Below are 18,421 nucleotides of genomic sequence, written 5' to 3'. Positions count from 1 at the left end.
AAGCCGCCCTCGGGCGGCTTTTTTCATCGGGGCGCCTAGCGCACCTGCACCACCACCTTGCCCACGGCCTTGCGCTGGCCCAGGTAGTCGATGGCCTCGCCACCGCGTGCCAACGGGAAGGTCTGCGACACCAGCGGCTTGAGCTTGCCCTCGGCATGCCAGGCGAACAGCTGCTGGAAGTTGGCGGCGTTGTCCTGCGGCTGGCGCTGGGCGAAGGAGCCCCAGAACACGCCGATCAGTGCGGCGCCCTTGAGCAGCGGCAGGTTGGCCGGCAGCGCCGGGATGCCTCCGCCGGCGGCGAAACCGACTACCAGGAAGCGGCCGTTCCAGGCCATGGAGCGGAACGCTTCTTCGAAGAAGCTGCCGCCGACCGGATCGTAGATCACGTCCACGCCCTGGCCGTTGGTGAGCTTCTTCAGCTCCTCCTTCAGGCTCTGCTCGCTGTAGTTGATCAGGTGATCGGCACCGGCCTTGCGCGCCACTTCCAGCTTCTCCGCGGTACTCGCTGCGGCGATCACGGTGGCGCCCATGGCCTTGCCGATTTCCACGGCGGCCAGGCCGACGCCACCGGAGGCGCCGAGTACCAAGAGGGTTTCGCCCGGCTGCAGGTTGGCGCGCTGCTTGAGCGCGTGCATCGAGGTGCCGTAGGTCATGCCGAAGCCGGCGGCGGTGGTCAGCTCCATGCTGGCGGGCACGGGCAGCACGTTATAGGCGCCTACCGCGACCTCCTCGGCGAAGCCACCCCAGCCGGTGAGGGCCATGACCCGGTCGCCGGGCTTGAGGTGGCTGACCTTCTCGCCGACCGCCTTGACCACGCCGGCAGCCTCGCCGCCCGGCGCGAAGGGGAAGGGCGGCTTGAACTGGTACTTGCCTTCGATGATCAGGGTGTCGGGGAAGTTGACGCCGGCGGCGTGGACCTCGATCAGCACCTCGTTCTTCTTGGGTTCCGGGCTGGGCAGGTCATCCAGTACCAGGCTGGAGGCGGGGCCGAAGGCCTTGCAGAGAAGGGCTTTCATCGCGGTGTTCCTTGGGTTCGGGGACTGTCCGGCAGTGTAGGTGGCGGTGCCGCTCGGTCAACGAGCATGGTTCAGTCTGATGCAGGCCCATAAGCATCGGGCTTGGGCAGGCGGGCCGCTATGGCTATGCTAGGCCGCATCTGCCGTCGAGGAATGCCCCGTGAAGAAAACCATTGCCCTGCTGTTCGCCCTGCTCCTGCCCTGTTTCGCCCAGGCCAGTGGTGGTGGCGAGGAAGAAAGCGCCGAGCCCAAGGTGGCTTATGTCAGCCTGGTTCCTGCCCTGGTCGGCAACTTCGGCGAGGGGCCCAAGCTGAAGTTCTACAAGGCCGATATCGCTCTGCGCGTGACCGGCAGCGAGGCCGAGGAGAAGGTCGAGCATCACGAGCCGCTGATCCGCAATCAGCTGGTGATGCTGTTCTCCCAGCAGACCGAGGCCAGCATGGCCGACGAGAACGCCAAGGAAATCCTGCGCCAGGAGGCACTCAAGCAGGTGCAGACGGTGCTTGAACAGGAAGAGGGCAAGCCGTTGGTCGAAGACCTGCTGTTCAACAACCTGATCATCCAGTGATCAGGCCGGGGCGCGACCGCTGCTCTTGTCGGTCTCGCTCCACACCCGGGTGCAGTTGCGTCCTTCGTGCTTGGCCCGGTACAGGGCCTGGTCGCTGCGCGCAATCAGGCCCGCCGGTGACTCTTCGCCGACCGGCTCGGCCACTGCCAGGCCGATGCTCAGGGTCAGGCGGCCCGCCGGGCAGGCTGGATGGGCGATCCCCAGGCTGGCGACCAGCTCGTGCACGCGTGCCGCGACATGCTCACCACCGTCCAGGCCGGTGTTGGCGAGGATGATGGCGAACTCCTCGCCGCCATAGCGACAGGCCACATCGCCCTCGCGTTGCAGGCTTTCCTGCAGCACACCGGCGACCTGGCGCAGGGCATCGTCGCCGGCCAGGTGACCGAGGCTGTCGTTGAAGGTCTTGAAGTGGTCGATATCCAGCATCAGCAGGGTCAGCGGTGCACCGATACGGCGCAGGCGGCGCCATTCGCTCTGTAGCTGCTGATCGAAGAAACGGCGGTTGTACAGGCCGGTCAGGCCGTCCTGCTGCGACAGGCGCTGCAGGCGGGCCTCGAGCTCCAGGCGCTCGCTGTTGTCGCGGGACACGGCGATCAGGTACTCGCGCTCGCCCAGGCTGACCAGCTGCGTGTTGATCTCGGCCGGTTGGCGACTGCCGTCGCGGCGGCACAGCTCGCGCTGGAATATCCGCGACTGGTTGTCCCGTTGCGCGCTGCGCACCTGTTTTAGCCAGGCATGAAACCCGGGGATGAGTTGTTCGGGGTTGTCGCGCAACAGCTGGGTGAACTGCTCGGCGCGGTAGCCGAGGGCCGAGTAGGTGGCCTGGTTCATGTGCAGCAGTTCGCGGTTGGCGGTATCGAAGATGAACAGGCCATCGTGGCTGGAGTCCGTCAGGTCGATCACCAGCTGCAAGCGCTCACGGCTGTCGCGCAGGCTTTGCTCGATGGCCTCGCGGCGCGTGGCTTCGACCTGCAGGCGCCGGTTGGCCTGCTGCAGGGCGCCTGCGCGTCTGGCGTTTTCCAGGGCCAGGGCCAGGGCGGCGACCAGCAGCATGCCGATGGCCAGGCCGGCGCCCAGTACCACCTGGGGTAGTGGTGTGGAGAGCTGCTGCAGGAGCTTCTCGGTAGGGCTCAGCTGCAGGCTGAAGCTGTCGTTGTTGAGCAGGCTCAGCGGTACTTCGACCGCGCGATCTGGCAGCGTTCCCGGACGCTCGCGGCTGTACAGGCTGTGGCCGTTTTCCAGCAGGCGCAGGCTGAAGTCGTTGCGGTCGAGATGGTTGAGCAGCTCGTCCATCAACGGCTCGACACGAAAGACCCCCTGCAGGAAACCGTCGAACTGCCGCTGGCCCTGTGTGCCTGTCAGGTAGAGTGGTGTGTAGAGTACGAAGCCGCGGCCGCCCTGCACCAGCTGGAAGCTGTTGGACAGGCGCTGCTCGCCGCTGTCCCTGGCCTGCATGGCCAGGGCGTAGTTGGGGTGTTCGGGGGTCAGGCGGAAGTCGCGCGCCGCTTCATTGCCTTGTAGGGGTAGGAGCCAGCGCATCTTCAGGTCGGGGCCGACCCATTGCACCGACTGATAGGCGGGAAAGCCGCGCAGGGTCAGTTCGGCCTCGGTGTTCCAGTCTTCGCGGTAGAGCCGCCCGAGGTTGTTCCACAGGCGGGCGATGCGGCTCAAGCTTTCCACTTCGGTGTGCAGGGTATTTTCCAGCTGCCGCGCCAGGGCGGTGGCCTGGAAGCCTACCCGCTCGTTCAGGCGTTCTTGCTGGCTCTGCTCCAGCTGGCGCCAGAGCATCAGGCTGGCGCCACACAGCACCAGCAGTAGGAGGACCAGCGCCAGGCGCGCCGGCCAGACGGAGTGTGCGCGCATCGGTTGGCTCCCCAGGCTATGCCTTGGTCATAGCACAGCGGATGCCGCGGCTCAACGCATGGCCAGGATTGCCTGCCATTCTTCCTCGCTGACCGGCATCACCGACAGGCGACTGCCGCGTTGCACCAGAGCGAGGCCGGAGAGCGCTGCCGTTGCCTTGAGTCGGGTCAGAGACAGCACCTGGGGGAAGGCTTCGACGAATTCCACGTCGAGGGCGCTCCAGGGATTTTTCTCGCTACTGGCCTTGGGGTCGAAGTAGTGGCTCTGCGGGTCCAGCGCGGTAGGGTCTGGATAGACCGGGCTGGCAATCCGGGCGATGCCGGCGATGCCGGGCTCCGGGCAACTGGAGTGATAGAAGAAGAACAGATCACCCTCGTTCATGCTGCGCAGGAAGTTGCGCGCCTGATAGTTGCGTACGCCATCCCAGCGTGCGCGGCCGAGATGGCGCAGGTGCTTGATGGACAATTCGTCGGGTTCCGACTTCATTAGCCAATAAGGCATGAACTTTGCTCCTGTCAGCCGGTCTTTGCGTCGGGAGTGAAAATCGTTCCCGAAGCTGGCGGCCAGTTGGCGTCAAAAACTGAATGGGTCCTCACTGCTCCGCAGAGAGCAATGGCCCAGGCTAGGCGCCGGCGTACCGGCCAATAACAACACCACTACCGGTCAAGCCACGCAGTGTGCCGAAAGGGGGAGGCAACTCGATGAAACGCAAGCCAGATATATTGTGGGTCCTGGTCATACTGTTCAGCCTGGGTATGGTTACGACAGGTTACACCCAGAGCCTCTGGGACCGTCAGGGCGACCTGCCGGCCAGCCAGAGCGAGCGCTGATCCAGTTCGAAGTCTGCCGCAGGGAGCGCGGCGGCCTCGAGTCTTTCGTCTCATACGTACCAGTCCCTATCCGTCACGACGCCTGTCAGTCGGATATCCCAGCTGGCCAGGGGTAACCTGTCCACCCGCTGGCAGTCATGTGCCACTCCCAAAAGCGTCGGCTTGTGCCAATTTTTGCGCAATTTGCGGTAGGCCAGGCAGCGGTCATAGAAGCCTCCGCCCATGCCGAGGCGCCCGCCATAGGCATCGAATCCCACCAGTGGTAGCAGTATCAGGTCCAGCGTCCAGGCTCCGCGTTGTCGCGCGCGGCGTAGGGCGGGTTCCTCGATGCGGAAGCGATTGCGGATCAGTTTTTCGCCAGGCTCCACCCGCTGAAAGCACATACGGGTGTGTGGCCAGCTCGCGAGTACCGGCAGGTAGGTCGCCTTGCCGCGCTTCTGCGCTTCGCGCAGCAAGGGACGCGGGTCGATCTCGCCGTCGCTGGGTAGGTACAGGGCAATGTGGCGGGCGCGGCGGAACAGCGGATGCTGGGCCAGCTGGCGATAGAGGGCGCAGGCGGCCTGCTGCTGTTGCCGAGGGGATAGATGCCGGCGGGCCTGGCGCAGCTGGCGGCGCAAGGCCGGGCGGGACAGGTCAGAAGCCAGGATCATGGAATTCGGGACTCCCCGGCGGTGCCGCTGTCGGGTTAGCCCTTGAACCCGAAAGTTCAAGGTGGAGATTGCAGGAGGCGTTAAGGCTTTCCGTCAGGCGGACATGCACACCGGCCCCACTGGCAACCCCCGTGGTTGTGCGTATCGGCTCAGGGACATCACCGACTGGCCAACACTCCAGGGAGCTGGCCGGCAGTATACCCCATAAGCCCGTGACGAGGTCAGAGCAGGCCGCCATCCGGATCGGCGGCCAGGGCGCTGTCGACCCGATCCAGCAGGTCGCGTACCCGCTCGCGGGTGTGGTCGGCTTCCTGGTCCAGGCGCTGCTGTTTGTGCAGCAGGTCGTGGGTGATGTTCAGCGCAGCCATCACGGCGATGCGGTCGGCGCCGATGACTTTGCCGCCGGAGCGGATTTCGCGCATCTTGCCATCCAGGTAGCGGGCGGCGCTTTCCAGGTTGGCACGCTCCTCCGCGGGGCAGGCGATGCAGTATTCCTTGTCGAGGATGTGCACGGTTACGGTGTTCGGCTGGGTCATGTGTCCTGCTCCAGGGCTTTCAGGCGCGAAATCATCGCTTCGACCTTGAGCCGGGCCATTTCGTTCTTTTCGATTAGATGGGCGCGTTCCTCGCGCCAGGCCTTCTCACTGGCCAGCAGGGCACGGTTCTGCGACTTGAGCTGCTCGACGCGCTGAACCAGGAGTTCCAGCTTGCGTGAGAGGGCTTGCAGTTCGGCGTCTTCCATTGGCTCCACCAAGGCTTGTGAGTGTCGGCACTATATAGGATTGCGGGGAGGGGGCGACAAGCGGGCCGCGACAACGTGGCGGTGGAAACCGCGGCGCGCAGGCCCTAGGATACGAGGCTTCCATTCTAGAGATTGCGCGGTTCAGCGCCTAGTTGCTATGTCCATTTCGAATTCCCCCTACGCTGCCTTCGCCGCCCTGCTGGCGAGCACCGGCAAACCCGTTTCCCCTGCCGAACTGCACGGCCTGCTGCTGGGCCGCAGCTGTGCCGGTGCCGGCTTCGAGCCCGATGCCTGGTTGAGCGATGCCATCGAACTGCTGGGCGCCGAGCCGGCCGATAACGTGCGCCAGGCTCTGATCGGCCTGCAGGAAATGGTCAAGGGTGAGCTGGGTGGCCAGGATGTCACCGTGGTGCTGTTGCTGCCGGGCGACGATGCGCCGCTGGCCGAGCGGGCCAAGGCCCTGGGTCAATGGTGCCAGGGCTTCCTCGATGGTTTCGGCATGGTGGTCGGCAATGCGCCGCTGAGTGCCGAGTCCATGGAAGTGCTGCAGGATCTTTCCGCCATTGCCCAGGTGCAGAGTGGCCTGGAGGAGTCCGAGGATGGCGAAAGCGATTACATGGAAGTGATGGAATACCTGCGGGTCGCCCCGCTGCTGCTGTTTGCCGAATGCGGCAAGGCCGCCGAACCCGCCCCGAAACCGTCCCTGCATTAAGGACTCGCTCGCCATGGTCAGCATCCCCAAGTCGGAATACGCCCGTCGGCGCAAGGCGCTGATGGAGCAGATGGAGCCCAACAGCATCGCCATCCTGCCGGCGGCGCCGGTGTACATCCGCAACCGCGATGTCGAGCACATCTATCGTCAGGACAGCGATTTTCAGTACCTCAGCGGCTTCCCCGAGCCGGAAGCGGTGCTGGTGCTGATTCCGGGCCGTGCCCATGGCGAATACGTGATGTTCTGCCGCGAGCGTGATCCGGAGCGTGAGCTGTGGGATGGCCTGCGAGCTGGCCAGGACGGCGCGATCAGCACCTACGGTGCGGATGACGCGTTCCCCATCGGCGATATCGACGACATCCTCCCGGGCCTGATCGAGGGGCGCGAGCGGGTCTACTACGGCATCGGCCGCAACCAGGAGTTCGACCACCGCCTGATGGAGTGGATCAACGTGATCCGCTCCAAGGCGCGCCTGGGTGCCACGCCGCCTAATGAGTTCGTCGCCCTCGACCATGTGCTGCACGACATGCGCCTGTACAAATCGGCCAATGAAGTGAAGGTGATGAAGGAGGCGGCCGAGATCAGCTCCCGCGCCCATATCCGCGCCATGCAGGCCAGCCGTGCGGGCCTGGCCGAATATCACCTGGAAGCCGAGCTGGACTACGAGTTCCGCAAGGGGGGGGCGAAGATGCCGGCCTACGGCTCGATCGTCGCCGCCGGTCGTAACGCCTGCATCCTGCACTACCGCGAGAACGATGCACCGCTGAAGGATGGCGATCTGGTGCTGATCGACGCCGGCTGCGAGATCGACTGCTACGCCAGCGACATCACCCGCACCTTCCCGGTCAGCGGCACCTTTTCCCCCGAGCAGAAGGCCATCTACGAGCTGGTGCTCAAGGCCAACGAAGAGGCGTTCAAGCACATTGCGCCGGGCAAGCACTGGAACGAAGCCCACGAGGCCACCGTGCGGGTCATCACCGCCGGCCTGGTCGAGCTCGGCCTGCTCGCAGGCGAGGTCGACGAGCTGATTGCCGCCGAGGCCTACAAGCCCTTCTACATGCACCGTGCCGGCCACTGGCTGGGCATGGACGTGCACGACGTCGGCGAATACAAGGTCGGCGGCGAGTGGCGCGTGCTCGAACCGGGCATGGCGATGACCGTCGAGCCGGGCATCTATATCGCCGTGGATAACCAGGACGTGGCCAAGAAGTGGCGTGGCATCGGCGTGCGCATCGAGGACGACGTGGTGGTGACCAAGACCGGTTGCGAAGTTCTCACCACCGGCGTGCCGAAAACGGTTGCCGAGATCGAGGCGCTGATGGCCGCCGCGCGCGAGCAGGCCGCCTGAAATCATGAGCCGAGTACAGCTGGCCATCGTGGGTGGTGGTCTGGTTGGCGCCAGCCTGGCCCTGGCGCTGCAAGCCGGGGCCAAGGCGCGGGGCTGGAAGATCGTGCTGATCGAGCCCTTCGCTCCCGGTGATGCCTACCAGCCCAGCTACGATGCGCGCTCCAGTGCTTTGTCCTATGGCAGCCGGCAGATATTCGAGCGCCTGGGCCTGTGGCCGGCGCTGGCCGAGCGGGCAGAGGCGATCAGCCAGATCCAGGTGTCCGATCAGGGTCGTTTCGGCGCGACCCGCCTGAGCGCCGCGGACGAAGGCGTGCCGGCGTTGGGCTATGTGTTGGAGAATGCCTGGATGGGCCACTGCCTGTGGCGTGCTCTGGACCCGCAGGTGGTCGAGTGGCGCTGCCCTGCGGAAGTCGTGGGCATGGAGGCTCTTGGCGATGGCTATCGTCTGCAGCTGAACGACGGTGCCAGCCTCGACTGCGACCTGGCCGTGCTGGCCGATGGCGGGCGTTCCGGTCTGCGCGAGCAGCTGGGCATCGCCGTGCGCCACACGCCCTACGAGCAGTGCGCGCTGATCGCCAATATCACCCCGGCCGAGGCCCATGCCGGCCAGGCCTTCGAACGTTTCACCGAGCAGGGGCCGCTGGCCCTGCTGCCGTTGCCGGACAATCGCTGTGCACTGGTCTGGACCCGTCCGCCGGTGGATGCCGAGCGCTTGCAGCAGTTGCCCGAACGCGAGTTTCTCGGTGAGTTGCAACAGGCCTTCGGTTATCGGCTCGGCGCGCTGCGCAAGGTCGGTGCCCGCCACGTCTACCCGCTGGCACTGGTGGAGGCGGCCGAGCAGGTGCGCCCGCACCTGGTCATCCTCGGCAATGCCGCGCACAGCCTGCACCCGGTGGCGGGGCAGGGCTTCAACCTGTCGTTGCGCGATGCCCAGGCGCTGGCCGAGACGCTGCTGGAAAGTCCCGCCGAGCCTGGTGACTTCGCCAGCCTGCAGCGCTATCTGCAACGTCAGCAGCAGGATCAGGCGCTGACTGTCGGCTTCTCCGACCGCGTGACCCGGCTGTTCGGTCGCGGCGAGTCGCTGCTGGTCGCCGGTCGTACCCTCGGCCTGCTCGGTCTCGATCTGTTGCCGCCAGCCAAGCGCTGGTTTGCCCGCCAGGCCATGGGCCTGGGAACTCGTAGTCTGTGAGTCTGCACGATGAGTGAAAAGAAACTGGCGCGCCGCGCCCGCCTGCTGCGCCTGGGGCTGAATCTCTACCCACCGTACATTGGTGCCGGGGTGCGCGTGCAGCAGATCAGCCCGGACTGTCGTCAGGCACGGGTGAAAATGACCCTGCGCTGGTACAACCGCAACTTCGTCGGTACCCAGTTCGGCGGTTCGCTGTACAGCATGGTGGACCCCTTCTACATGCTGTTGCTGATGCCGTTGCTGGGCGACGACTACATCGTCTGGGACAAGGCCGCCAGCATCGACTTCGTTACCCCGGGCAAGGGCCCGGTGTACGCCGACTTCCGCATCGACGATGCCCTGCTGGCGGAGATCCGTCAGCGCACCGCCGCCGGCGACAAGTACCTGCCCGAGTTGCACGTCGAGATCCGCGACGGCGAGGGCACCCTGGTCGCCACCGTGCACAAGACCCTCTACGTTCGCCTCAAGCCGCGTGCCCGTCAGGCCGCCTAAGGACAGCAGATGCAAGCGGACCTGATCATCGTTGGTGCCGGCATGGTCGGCAGCGCCCTGGCGCTGGCCCTGGAACACAGTGGCCTGGAGATTCTGGTGGTCGATGGCGGCTCACTCAGCGTCAAGCCCTTCGCCGCCGATGGCGCCTTCGAACCGCGGGTCAGCGCCCTGTCTGCCGCCAGTCAGCGCATTCTCGAACGCCTCGGCGCCTGGGAAGGCATCGCCGCCCGCCGGACCTCGGCCTATCGCGACATGCGCGTGTGGGACGGCTCCGGTACTGGCAGCGTGCATTTTTCCGCCGCCAGCGTGCATGCCGAAACCCTCGGTCACATCGTCGAGAATCGCGTCGTACAGGACGCCCTGCTCGACCGACTGCACGACAGCCAGCTTGGCCTGCTCGGCAACGCCCGCCTGGAGCAGCTGCGTCGCAGTGGCGATGGCTGGCTGCTGACCCTGGCCGACGGCCGCGAGCTGCGTGCCCCGCTGCTGGTGGCCGCCGATGGCGCCAACTCGGCGGTGCGCCGCCTGGCCGGCTGCGCCACCCGCGAGTGGGATTACCTGCACCACGCCATCGTCACCAGCGTACGCTGTGCGCGGCCGCACCAGGCCACCGCCTGGCAGCGCTTCACCGACGACGGCCCGCTGGCCTTCCTGCCGCTGCAGCGCGGCGGCGACTCGCACTGGTGCTCGATCGTCTGGTCCACCGTGCCGGCCGAGGCCGAGCGCCTGATGGCGCTGGATGATCAGGCGTTTCGTCATGAGCTGGGCAAGGCCTTCGAGTGGCACCTCGGCGAGGTCACCCAGGTCGATCCGCGCGTCTGCATTCCGCTGCGTCAGCGCCATGCCAAGCGCTATGTGGAGAGCGGCCTGGCCCTGATCGGCGACGCTGCGCACAGCATCCATCCGTTGGCCGGGCAGGGCGTCAATCTCGGCTTCCTCGATGCCGCCGTGCTGGCCGAAGTGCTGCTGCACGCCATCGAGCGCGGCGAGCAGCCGAACGACGTGCGCGTGCTCAGCCGCTATGAGCGTCGGCGCATGCCGCACAACCTGGCGATGATGGCGGCCATGGAGGGCTTCGAGCGTCTGTTCCAGGCCGACCCATTGCCGATTCGCCTGCTGCGCAACAGTGGCCTGAACTGGGTCGACGAGCTGCCGGATGCCAAGGCCCTGTTCGTCCGTCGTGCGCTCGGCCTGGTGGGCGACCTGCCGCCGTTGGCGCAGGCCTGACAGGCCAGCAATATCTGGTTACGGCTGGCCTGCGAGTTTCGTTGAGAAGCTAAATAGCATTCACTATTATTCGCCTCTTTCGATACGACTAGAGGCGTCCTCATGCAGTTCCGTTCCGGTCTTCTGGCAACCCTAGCCCTTTCCACCCTGGCGGGCACCGTCCAGGCCGCCGACGAAATCGTGGTCTACTCCGCGCGTATCGACGAGCTGATCAAGCCGGTGTTCGATGCCTACACCGCCAAGACCGGCACGCCGATCAAGTTCATTACCGACAAGGAAGCGCCGCTGCTGGCGCGCCTCAAGGCCGAAGGGGCGAACACCCCGGCCGACCTGCTGATTACCGTGGATGCCGGCAACCTCTGGCAGGCCGAGCAGGAAGGCGTGCTCAAGCCGCTCAAATCTTCCGTGATCGAAGGCAACATTCCCGCGCAGTACCGCTCCAGTACCGGTGCCTGGACCGGCCTGTCGCTGCGTGCGCGCACCATCTTCTATTCCACCGAGCGAGTGCAGCCGAGCGAGTTGTCGACCTACGAGGCCCTGGCCGACAAGAACTGGGAAGGCCGTCTGTGCCTGCGCACTAGCAAGAAGGTCTACAACCAGTCGCTGACCGCTACCCTGATCGAGGCCCATGGCGCGGCCAAGACCGAGGAAATCGTCAAGGGCTGGGTCAACAACCTGGCTACCGACGTGTTCGCCGATGACACCGCCCTGCTGCAGGCCATCGACGCCGGCCAGTGCGATGTGGGCATCACCAATACCTATTACTACGGCCGCCTGCACAAGCAAAACCCGGCGCTCAAGGTGAAGCCGTTCTGGCCGAACCAGGCTGATCGTGGCGTGCACGTCAACCTGTCCGGCGCTGGTGTCACCCTGCACGCGCCGCATGCCGCCGAGGCGCAGCAGCTGCTGGAGTGGATGACCGGGCCGGAGGCGCAAAGCCTGTTCGCCGATGTTAACCAGGAATACCCGGCCAACCCGGCGGTCAAGCCGTCCGCCGAAGTGGCCGCCTGGGGTGAGTTCAAGGCCGATAGCGTTCCTGTCGAGGTGGCCGGCGAGCGTCAGGCGGAAGCGACCATGCTGATGGATCGCGCCGGCTGGAACTAAGCCGCGATTGGCTGCGCGGCGCTCAACCGCGACGCGACACCGTTATACTCGACGCCCCGGCCTGTCCGGGGCGTTTCGTTTTCGCCTGCCAGGAGTCTGCGTGAGCCATCCCGTCCAGCGCCGCTGGTATCCCATCGCCTGTGCCATTGCCGCTCTGGTGCTGTTGCCACTGTCGGTGCTGTTGCTGTCCTGGCACCAGGTCGACAGCGAGATCTGGGCTCATCTGTGGCAGACCCAGATGCCACGCCTGCTGGGCAATACCCTGCTACTGGTCGGCGGTGTCAGCTGTGGTGTGCTGCTGCTCGGCGTCAGCCTGGCCTGGCTCACCAGCCTCTGCGAGTTCCCGGGCCGGCGTTGGCTGGACTGGGCGTTGATGCTGCCGTTCGCCATTCCCGCCTATGTGCTGGCCTTCGTCTTCGTCGGCCTGCTGGACTTCGCCGGACCGTTGCAGAGCCTGGCCCGAGACTGGTTCGGCAGTGGCATCCGCTTCCCTCGGGTGCGCTCCAGCTGCGGGGTGATCGTGGTGCTGGTGCTGGTGTTCTACCCCTATGTCTACCTACTTGCCCGCGGCGCCTTCCTGGCCCAGGGCAAGGGCCTGATGGAGGCGGCGCGGGTACTCGGCCTGTCGCCCTGGCAGGCCTTCTGGCGCGTGGCCCTGCCGATGGCGCGGCCGGCCATCGGCGCCGGCCTGGCCCTGGCGATCATGGAAACCCTGGCCGACTTCGGCGCCGTGTCGGTGTTCAACTTCGATACCTTCACCACCGCCATCTACAAGACCTGGTACAGCTTCTACAGCCTCTCCAGCGCCACCCAGCTGGCCAGCCTGCTGCTGCTCGTCGTGCTGCTGGTGCTGTATGGCGAACGTCGCGCTCGCGGCGCCGCCCGTCCGGCCAACGAGCGGCCGCGGGGTAAACCCCTCTATCACCTGCAGGGTTGGAAGGCCGTGGCGGCCTCAGGCTGGTGTGGCCTGGTGTTCGCCTGTGCCTTCGTCGTGCCCATGCTGCAGCTGCTGGTGTGGTTCTGGCAGCGCGGCCGCTTCGACCTGGACGAGCGTTACGTCGGCCTGATCCTGCATACCCTCTACCTAGGCGGACTGGCGGCGCTGATCACCGTGGCCGTGGCCCTGCTGCTGGCCTTCGCCCGGCGCCAGGCGCCGACCCGGCCGATGCGCACGCTGGTCAGCACCGCCAACCTGGGTTACGCGCTGCCCGGCTCGGTGCTGGCGGTGGCGATCATGCTGGCCTTCAGCTGGCTGGATCGGGAGATGGTCATCCCGCTGTCGAGTTGGCTCAGCGGTGCCGGCAAGCCGCTGCTGCTGGGCAGCCTGTTCGCCCTGCTGCTGGCCTACCTGGTGCGCTTCATGGCGGTGGCCTACGGGCCGCTGGAAAGCAGCCTGGCGCGTATCCGCCCATCCTTGCCGCAGGCTGCGCGCAGCCTCGGCGTGGGTGGGCCGGCGCTGTTCTTTCGCGTCTACCTGCCGTTGCTGGTGCCCGGTGCGCTGTCCGCCGCGCTGCTGGTGTTCGTCGATGTGCTCAAGGAAATGCCGGCCACCCTGCTGATGCGCCCCTTCGGCTGGGACACTCTGTCGGTACGCATCTTCGAGATGACCAGCGAGGGTGAGTGGGCGCGCGCGGCGCTGCCGGCATTGACCCTGGTGCTGGTCGGCCTGCTGCCGGTGATCGGCCTGATCCGCCGCTCCGCCCGCCAGCCCGGACACTGATATCGGTTGTCCCGAAAGTCAGGAAATTCGGGCATGACCAATTGGTCGGAGTGTGGCGTGACCAGTCGCATTAGCGGGGCTACAATGCGCGCCTGCTTACGCAGCCGTCCATGATTCCCGTGCCCATTGCCAACGTCTGGCCGGGCCGGGCCCGCACAAGGAGCTATCCATGGGACAGCGTACACCCCTGTATGAACAGCATCTGGCGCTGGGCGCCAAGATGGTCGATTTCGGCGGCTGGGACATGCCGTTGCACTATGGTTCCCAGGTCGAGGAACACCACCAGGTGCGCCGCGACTGCGGCGTGTTCGACGTCTCCCACATGACTGTGGTGGATATCACCGGCCCGCAAGCCAAGGCCTGGCTGCAGCACCTGCTGGCCAACGATGTGGAACGCCTGAAGACCCCGGGCAAGGCGCTCTACAGCGGCATGCTCAACGAGCGCGGCGGCGTGGTCGACGACCTGATCGTCTACCTCACCGACTGGGGCTACCGCATGGTGGTCAACGCCGCCACGCGCGACAAGGATCTGGCCTGGATGCAGGCGCATACCGCCGGCTTCGAAGTCACCCTGAGCGAGCGCCCGCAGCTGGCCATGCTGGCCATCCAGGGCCCCAACGCCCGGGCCAAGACCGCCGAGCTGGTCAGCCCGGCGCGTGCCTCGCTGATCCACGAACTCAAGGTGTTCCAGGGCCTGCCGGAAGGCGACTGGTTCATCGCCCGCACCGGCTACACCGGTGAAGACGGTCTGGAGATCATGCTGCCGGCTGCCGAGGCTGCCAGCTTCCTCAGCGAGCTGGTCGGCGCCGGTATCGCGCCGATCGGCCTGGGCGCCCGTGACACCCTGCGCCTGGAAGCCGGTATGAACCTGTACGGCCAGGACATGACCGACGACGTGTCCCCGCTGGCCGCCAACATGGCCTGGACCATCGCCTGGGAGCCGGCCGAGCGCGACTTCATCGGCCGCAGCGCCCTGGAGAGCCAACGCGCCGCCGGCGACCAGCCGAAACTGGTCGGCCTGGTGCTGGAAGAGCGTGGTGTGCTGCGCGCCCACCAGGTGGTCCGGGTCGAGGGCATCGGCGAGGGCGAGATCACCAGCGGCAGCTTCTCGCCGACGCTGAACAAGTCCATCGCTCTGGCCCGCGTGCCGGCCGCCACTGGCGATCGCGCCGAGGTGGAGATTCGTGGCAAGTGGTACCCGGTACGGGTGGTGCAGGCCAACTTCGTGCGTAACGGTAAAGCGGTTATCTGATTTGCATGGCGCGGGGCAGAGCCCGCGCCAGCTGCTAAATTTTCCGGGCGGACGTTCCGCCCATTGATTTCGAGGATTATCCCCATGAGCAATATCCCCGCCGATCTGCGTTACGTCGCCAGCCACGAGTGGATCCGCCTGGAAGCCGATGGCTCGGTGACCGTGGGCATTACCGATCATGCGCAGGAAGCGCTGGGCGACGTGGTTTACGTCGAACTGCCGGAAGTCGGCAAGCAACTGGCCAACGGCCAGGAAGCCGGCGTGGTGGAATCGGTGAAAGCTGCTTCCGACATCTACGCTCCCATCGCCGGTGAAGTGCTGGCCGTCAACGAAGCCCTGGCCGACGCGCCGGAGCAGGTCAATGGCGAGCCCTACGAGGCCTGGTTCTTCAAGCTGCAGCCGAGCAACCCGGCCGAGCTGGAAGGCCTGCTCGACGCCGCCGGCTACCAGGCCGTCTGCTCCGCCGATGCCTGAGGCTGATGGCCGCGTCTAGCACGCGGCCTGTCGCCAGCAATCACGAATTTCGCTTGCGAGCCTCGATCCGTCGAGGCTCTGTCATTTTTCGAGAGCCCCACCATGTCCCAGACGCCCCGTCTCGACCAACTGCAACAGCCCGATGCCTTCCTTCGTCGCCACCTCGGCCCCGACGCCCGCGAGGAGCAGGCCATGCTGGCCGCCCTCGGCCTGGCCAGTCGTGAAGAGCTGATCGTGCAGACCGTGCCGCCAGCCATTCGCCTGAACCGCGAGCTGGACCTGCCGGCGGCACTGGACGAGCAGGGCGCCCTGGCCAAGCTGCGCGGCTACGCCGAGCAGAACCAGCTGTGGACCAACCTGATCGGCATGGGCTACCACGGCACCATCACCCCGACCGTGATCCTGCGCAACCTGCTGGAAAACCCGGGCTGGTACACCGCCTACACCCCCTACCAGCCGGAAATCGCCCAGGGCCGCCTGGAGTCGCTGCTGAACTTCCAGCAGCTGACCATCGACCTGACCGGCCTGGACCTGGCCAGTGCCTCGCTGCTCGACGAAGCCACCGCCGCCGGTGAGGCCATGGGCCTGGCCAAGCGTGTGGCCAAGAGCAAGAGCAACCTGTTCTTCGTCGACGAGAACTGCCACCCGCAGACCATCTCCGTGGTGCAGACCCGTGCCGAAGGCTTCGGCTTCGAGGTCAAGGTCGGCGCGCTGGACGAGCTGGCCGGCCTGGAAGTGTTCGGTGCCCTGCTGCAGTACCCGGATACCCACGGTGAAATCCGCGACATCAAGCCGCTGATCGAACAGCTGCATGCACAGAATGCCCTGGCCTGTGTGGCGGCTGACCTGCTCAGCCTGCTGCTGCTGACCCCGCCGGGCGAGCTGGGTGCCGACGTGGTGCTCGGTTCGGCCCAGCGCTTCGGCGTACCGATGGGCTACGGCGGCCCGCACGCGGCCTTCTTCGCCACCCGCGACGCCTTCAAGCGCGCCATGCCGGGTCGCATCATCGGCGTCTCCAAGGACGCCCGAGGCAACACCGCGCTGCGCATGGCCCTGCAGACCCGCGAGCAACACATCCGCCGCGAGAAGGCCAACTCCAACATCTGCACCTCGCAGGTGCTGCTGGCCAACATGGCCAGCTGCTACGCCGTGTACCACGGCCCGCAAGGTCTCAAGCGCATCGCCCAGCGCGTACATCGCCTGACTTGCGTACTGGCCGCCGGCCTGGAGCAGAAAGGTGTGCAGCGCGACAACCAGTTCTTCTTCGACACCCTGACCCTGGATGTCGGCGGCATGCAGACCGCCATCCTCGAGTCGGCCAAGGCCGCGCGCATCAACCTGCGCATCCTCGGCCGCGGCAAGCTCGGTGTGAGCCTGGATGAAACCAGCTCGGCCGAGACCGTCGAGCAGCTGTTCGCCATCTTCCTCGGTGCCGACCACGGCCTGTCCGTGGCCGAGCTGGACGCCGGCGAGGTGCCGGAAGGTATCCCGGCTGCGCTGCAACGTACCTCGGATTATCTGACCCACCCGGTGTTCAACAGCCATCACAGCGAAACCGACATGCTGCGCTACCTCAAGCGCCTGGAGAACAAGGACCTGGCGCTGAACCAGGCCATGATCCCGCTGGGTTCCTGCACCATGAAGCTGAACGCCACCAGCGAGATGATCCCGGTGACCTGGCCGGAGTTCGGCAACCTGCACCCCTTCGCCCCGCGCGAGCAGGCCGCCGGCTACAAGCTAATGATCGACGAGCTGGAAGCCTGGCTGTGCGCCATCACCGGTTTCGACGCCATCTGCATGCAGCCCAACTCCGGTGCCCAGGGCGAATACGCCGGCCTGCTGGCGATCCGCAAGTACCACGAGAGCCGTGGCGAAGGTCACCGCGACATCTGCCTGATCCCGGCCTCGGCCCACGGTACCAACCCGGCCTCGGCGCAGATGGTCACCATGCGCGTGGTGGTGGTCGAGTGCGACGCCGCCGGCAACGTCGACATGGCCGACCTCAAGGCCAAGGCGGCCGAGGCCGGCGACAAGCTGTCCTGCCTGATGATCACCTACCCGTCCACCCATGGCGTGTACGAGGAAGGCATCCGTGAGATCTGCGAGGTCGTGCACAGCTTCGGCGGCCAGGTCTATATGGACGGCGCGAACCTCAACGCCCAGGTCGGCCTGGCGCGTCCGGCCGACATCGGCGCCGACGTGTCGCACATGAACCTGCACAAGACCTTCTGCATCCCGCACGGCGGTGGCGGCCCGGGCATGGGCCCGATCGGTGTGCGCGCACACCTGGCGCCGTTCGTCGCCAACCACCCGGTGGTCGAACTGCAGGGCCCGAACCCGCAGAACACTGCGGTCAGCGCCGCGCCCTGGGGCAGCGCGAGCATCCTGCCGATCAGCTGGATGTACATCGCCATGATGGGCCCGCAACTGGCCGACGCCACCGAGACGGCGATCCTCAACGCCAACTACCTGGCCAGCCAGCTCAAGGACGCCTTCCCGGTGCTCTACAGCGGCCGTAACGACCGCGTTGCCCACGAGTGCATCCTGGATCTGCGTCCGCTCAAGGCCGAGACCGGCATCAGCGAGGAAGACGTGGCCAAGCGCCTGATGGACTACGGCTTCCACGCCCCGACCATGAGCTTCCCGGTACCGGGCACGCTGATGATCGAGCCGACCGAGAGCGAGTCCAAGGAAGAGCTGGATCGCTTCATCGAAGCCATGCTGAGCATCCGTGGCGAGATCGCCAAGGTTGCAGGCGGCGAGTGGCCGGCGGAGAACAACCCGCTGAAGAACGCGCCGCACACCCTGGCCGACGTGATCGGCGTGTGGGAGCGTCCGTACAGCATCGAGGAAGCGGTGAGCCCCACCGCCCATACCCGTGCGCACAAGTACTGGCCGGCGGTGAACCGCGTGGACAACGTCTACGGCGACCGCAACCTGTTCTGCGCCTGCGTGCCGATGGACGACTACCGCGAATAAACCCGCGTCATGACTCAAGCATGCCGCCTCCGGGAGGCATGCGAGTCGGGTCCGAAGAACGCCGCGCTCCTCTTGCAGGGGCGCGGCGTTTTTTATGGCTCTGTCCCCGTGACCTGTTGCCGCTGTAACACCGACCTGGTGGGAGGCCTGTCCTCAGCTGCTCTCGCAGGTGCGTCAGGTACGGAGCCTGGTGGTGCCGCGGGGCAGGCTTTTGTGGGAGCGGCTTTAGCCGCGATGAGACCGACATCAGAGTAT

At 66.1% G+C, this 18,421-nt stretch carries 18 protein-coding genes and 1 other RNA gene; 12 read left to right on the top strand and 7 right to left on the bottom strand.

Translation table 11 applies throughout. From position 1 onward, the window contains the following. Nucleotides 1–35: 35 nt before the first annotated feature. Nucleotides 36–1,016 carry an NADPH:quinone oxidoreductase family protein gene (locus tag AYB31_RS01465; RefSeq protein ID WP_068825060.1) on the bottom strand — a complete coding sequence of 327 codons (981 nt, stop codon included), beginning with the start codon at nt 1,014–1,016 and terminating at the stop codon, nt 36–38. A 160-nt stretch (nt 1,017–1,176) separates the two neighbouring features. Between AYB31_RS01465 and AYB31_RS01460 the strand changes: the two genes are divergently transcribed. Next, on the top strand, nt 1,177–1,584 hold the full coding sequence (locus AYB31_RS01460; RefSeq protein WP_068825058.1) for a flagellar basal body-associated protein FliL: 408 nt from the start codon (nt 1,177–1,179) through the stop codon (nt 1,582–1,584). Here AYB31_RS01460 and AYB31_RS01455 read toward each other — a convergent pair whose 3' ends face one another. Further along, on the bottom strand, nt 1,585–3,447 hold the full coding sequence (locus tag AYB31_RS01455) for a sensor domain-containing diguanylate cyclase (RefSeq protein WP_068825056.1): 1,863 nt from the start codon (nt 3,445–3,447) through the stop codon (nt 1,585–1,587). It lies immediately after the preceding gene. Between the two features lie 51 nt (nt 3,448–3,498). Beyond that, nucleotides 3,499–3,948, bottom strand: a complete 450-nt coding sequence (locus tag AYB31_RS01450) for an EVE domain-containing protein (protein ID WP_068825054.1) — start codon at nt 3,946–3,948, stop codon at nt 3,499–3,501. Between the two features lie 200 nt (nt 3,949–4,148). Here AYB31_RS01450 and AYB31_RS22100 point away from each other — a divergent pair, with 200 nt between their 5' ends. Then, nucleotides 4,149–4,277, top strand: a complete 129-nt coding sequence (locus AYB31_RS22100) for a hypothetical protein (protein ID WP_269085680.1) — start codon at nt 4,149–4,151, stop codon at nt 4,275–4,277. 50 nt (nt 4,278–4,327) lie between these two features. Here the strand turns inward: AYB31_RS22100 and AYB31_RS01445 are convergent, their stop codons facing one another. From AYB31_RS01445 to AYB31_RS01430, 4 genes are all read right to left on the bottom strand, one after another. Continuing rightward, nucleotides 4,328–4,927, bottom strand: coding sequence for a 5-formyltetrahydrofolate cyclo-ligase (locus AYB31_RS01445; RefSeq protein ID WP_068825052.1), 600 nt, complete (start codon nt 4,925–4,927; stop codon nt 4,328–4,330). An 8-nt stretch (nt 4,928–4,935) separates the two neighbouring features. Continuing rightward, a non-coding RNA gene (ssrS, locus tag AYB31_RS01440) (6S RNA) lies at nt 4,936–5,114 on the bottom strand. Nucleotides 5,115–5,148: 34 nt separating this feature from the next. Then, nucleotides 5,149–5,463, bottom strand: coding sequence for a cell division protein ZapA (locus AYB31_RS01435; RefSeq protein WP_068825050.1), 315 nt, complete (start codon nt 5,461–5,463; stop codon nt 5,149–5,151). Further along, nucleotides 5,460–5,669 carry a TIGR02449 family protein gene (locus tag AYB31_RS01430; RefSeq protein WP_068825048.1) on the bottom strand — a complete coding sequence of 70 codons (210 nt, stop codon included), beginning with the start codon at nt 5,667–5,669 and terminating at the stop codon, nt 5,460–5,462. The genes AYB31_RS01435 and AYB31_RS01430 overlap by 4 nt, the downstream gene beginning before the upstream one ends. Before the next feature lie 157 nt (nt 5,670–5,826). Between AYB31_RS01430 and AYB31_RS01425 the strand changes: the two genes are divergently transcribed. From AYB31_RS01425 to gcvP, 10 genes are all read left to right on the top strand, one after another. Continuing rightward, nucleotides 5,827–6,381, top strand: a complete 555-nt coding sequence (locus AYB31_RS01425) for a YecA/YgfB family protein (protein WP_068825046.1) — start codon at nt 5,827–5,829, stop codon at nt 6,379–6,381. A gap of 13 nt (nt 6,382–6,394) precedes the next feature. Beyond that, nucleotides 6,395–7,729: a Xaa-Pro aminopeptidase gene (pepP, locus tag AYB31_RS01420; RefSeq protein WP_068825044.1), complete on the top strand. Its 1,335-nt coding sequence runs from the start codon at nt 6,395–6,397 to the stop codon at nt 7,727–7,729. 4 nt (nt 7,730–7,733) lie between these two features. Then, nucleotides 7,734–8,918, top strand: coding sequence for a 2-octaprenyl-6-methoxyphenyl hydroxylase (gene ubiH / locus AYB31_RS01415; protein WP_068825042.1), 1,185 nt, complete (start codon nt 7,734–7,736; stop codon nt 8,916–8,918). Between the two features lie 9 nt (nt 8,919–8,927). Further along, nucleotides 8,928–9,410 (top strand): DUF4442 domain-containing protein, encoded by a 483-nt coding sequence (locus tag AYB31_RS01410; protein ID WP_068825040.1) that lies wholly within the window; start codon nt 8,928–8,930, stop codon nt 9,408–9,410. 9 nt (nt 9,411–9,419) lie between these two features. Beyond that, nucleotides 9,420–10,637 (top strand): 2-octaprenyl-3-methyl-6-methoxy-1,4-benzoquinol hydroxylase, encoded by a 1,218-nt coding sequence (locus AYB31_RS01405; RefSeq protein ID WP_068825038.1) that lies wholly within the window; start codon nt 9,420–9,422, stop codon nt 10,635–10,637. Between the two features lie 102 nt (nt 10,638–10,739). Next, a complete protein-coding gene (locus tag AYB31_RS01400) occupies nt 10,740–11,741 on the top strand; it encodes an extracellular solute-binding protein (protein WP_068825036.1) in 1,002 nt (333 codons plus the stop codon). A gap of 100 nt (nt 11,742–11,841) precedes the next feature. Beyond that, nucleotides 11,842–13,461 carry an ABC transporter permease gene (locus AYB31_RS01395; RefSeq protein ID WP_068825034.1) on the top strand — a complete coding sequence of 540 codons (1,620 nt, stop codon included), beginning with the start codon at nt 11,842–11,844 and terminating at the stop codon, nt 13,459–13,461. A gap of 169 nt (nt 13,462–13,630) precedes the next feature. Then, nucleotides 13,631–14,713, top strand: coding sequence for a glycine cleavage system aminomethyltransferase GcvT (gcvT, locus tag AYB31_RS01390; RefSeq protein ID WP_068825033.1), 1,083 nt, complete (start codon nt 13,631–13,633; stop codon nt 14,711–14,713). Nucleotides 14,714–14,797: 84 nt separating this feature from the next. Continuing rightward, the gene (gene gcvH / locus AYB31_RS01385) at nt 14,798–15,187 is read left to right on the top strand and encodes a glycine cleavage system protein GcvH (RefSeq protein WP_068825032.1); all 390 of its coding nucleotides are present in this window, start codon (nt 14,798–14,800) and stop codon (nt 15,185–15,187) included. 102 nt (nt 15,188–15,289) lie between these two features. Beyond that, a complete protein-coding gene (gene gcvP, locus AYB31_RS01380; protein ID WP_068825030.1) occupies nt 15,290–18,166 on the top strand; it encodes an aminomethyl-transferring glycine dehydrogenase in 2,877 nt (958 codons plus the stop codon). Nucleotides 18,167–18,421 lie beyond the last annotated feature (255 nt).

The organism is Pseudomonas sp. BMS12, assembly GCF_001592875.1.
In the GTDB taxonomy this organism is placed as follows: domain Bacteria; phylum Pseudomonadota; class Gammaproteobacteria; order Pseudomonadales; family Pseudomonadaceae; genus Aquipseudomonas.
The sequence above is the reverse complement of the archived record's forward strand: the minus strand, read 5'-3'. Positions and strand labels throughout refer to the sequence as shown.

Coding starts and splice junctions, on each gene's coding strand:
- AYB31_RS01450 (WP_068825054.1), bottom strand. CDS start 3,948: ATGCCTTATTGGCTAATGAAGTCGGAACCCGACGAATTGTCCATCAAG.
- ubiH (WP_068825042.1), top strand. CDS start 7,734: ATGAGCCGAGTACAGCTGGCCATCGTGGGTGGTGGTCTGGTTGGCGCC.
- AYB31_RS01400 (WP_068825036.1), top strand. CDS start 10,740: ATGCAGTTCCGTTCCGGTCTTCTGGCAACCCTAGCCCTTTCCACCCTG.
- gcvT (WP_068825033.1), top strand. CDS start 13,631: ATGGGACAGCGTACACCCCTGTATGAACAGCATCTGGCGCTGGGCGCC.
- AYB31_RS01455 (WP_068825056.1), bottom strand. CDS start 3,447: ATGCGCGCACACTCCGTCTGGCCGGCGCGCCTGGCGCTGGTCCTCCTA.
- gcvH (WP_068825032.1), top strand. CDS start 14,798: ATGAGCAATATCCCCGCCGATCTGCGTTACGTCGCCAGCCACGAGTGG.
- AYB31_RS01405 (WP_068825038.1), top strand. CDS start 9,420: ATGCAAGCGGACCTGATCATCGTTGGTGCCGGCATGGTCGGCAGCGCC.
- AYB31_RS01465 (WP_068825060.1), bottom strand. CDS start 1,016: ATGAAAGCCCTTCTCTGCAAGGCCTTCGGCCCCGCCTCCAGCCTGGTA.
- AYB31_RS01425 (WP_068825046.1), top strand. CDS start 5,827: ATGTCCATTTCGAATTCCCCCTACGCTGCCTTCGCCGCCCTGCTGGCG.
- gcvP (WP_068825030.1), top strand. CDS start 15,290: ATGTCCCAGACGCCCCGTCTCGACCAACTGCAACAGCCCGATGCCTTC.
- AYB31_RS01410 (WP_068825040.1), top strand. CDS start 8,928: ATGAGTGAAAAGAAACTGGCGCGCCGCGCCCGCCTGCTGCGCCTGGGG.
- AYB31_RS01430 (WP_068825048.1), bottom strand. CDS start 5,669: ATGGAAGACGCCGAACTGCAAGCCCTCTCACGCAAGCTGGAACTCCTG.
- AYB31_RS01445 (WP_068825052.1), bottom strand. CDS start 4,927: ATGATCCTGGCTTCTGACCTGTCCCGCCCGGCCTTGCGCCGCCAGCTG.
- pepP (WP_068825044.1), top strand. CDS start 6,395: ATGGTCAGCATCCCCAAGTCGGAATACGCCCGTCGGCGCAAGGCGCTG.
- AYB31_RS22100 (WP_269085680.1), top strand. CDS start 4,149: ATGAAACGCAAGCCAGATATATTGTGGGTCCTGGTCATACTGTTCAGC.
- AYB31_RS01435 (WP_068825050.1), bottom strand. CDS start 5,463: ATGACCCAGCCGAACACCGTAACCGTGCACATCCTCGACAAGGAATAC.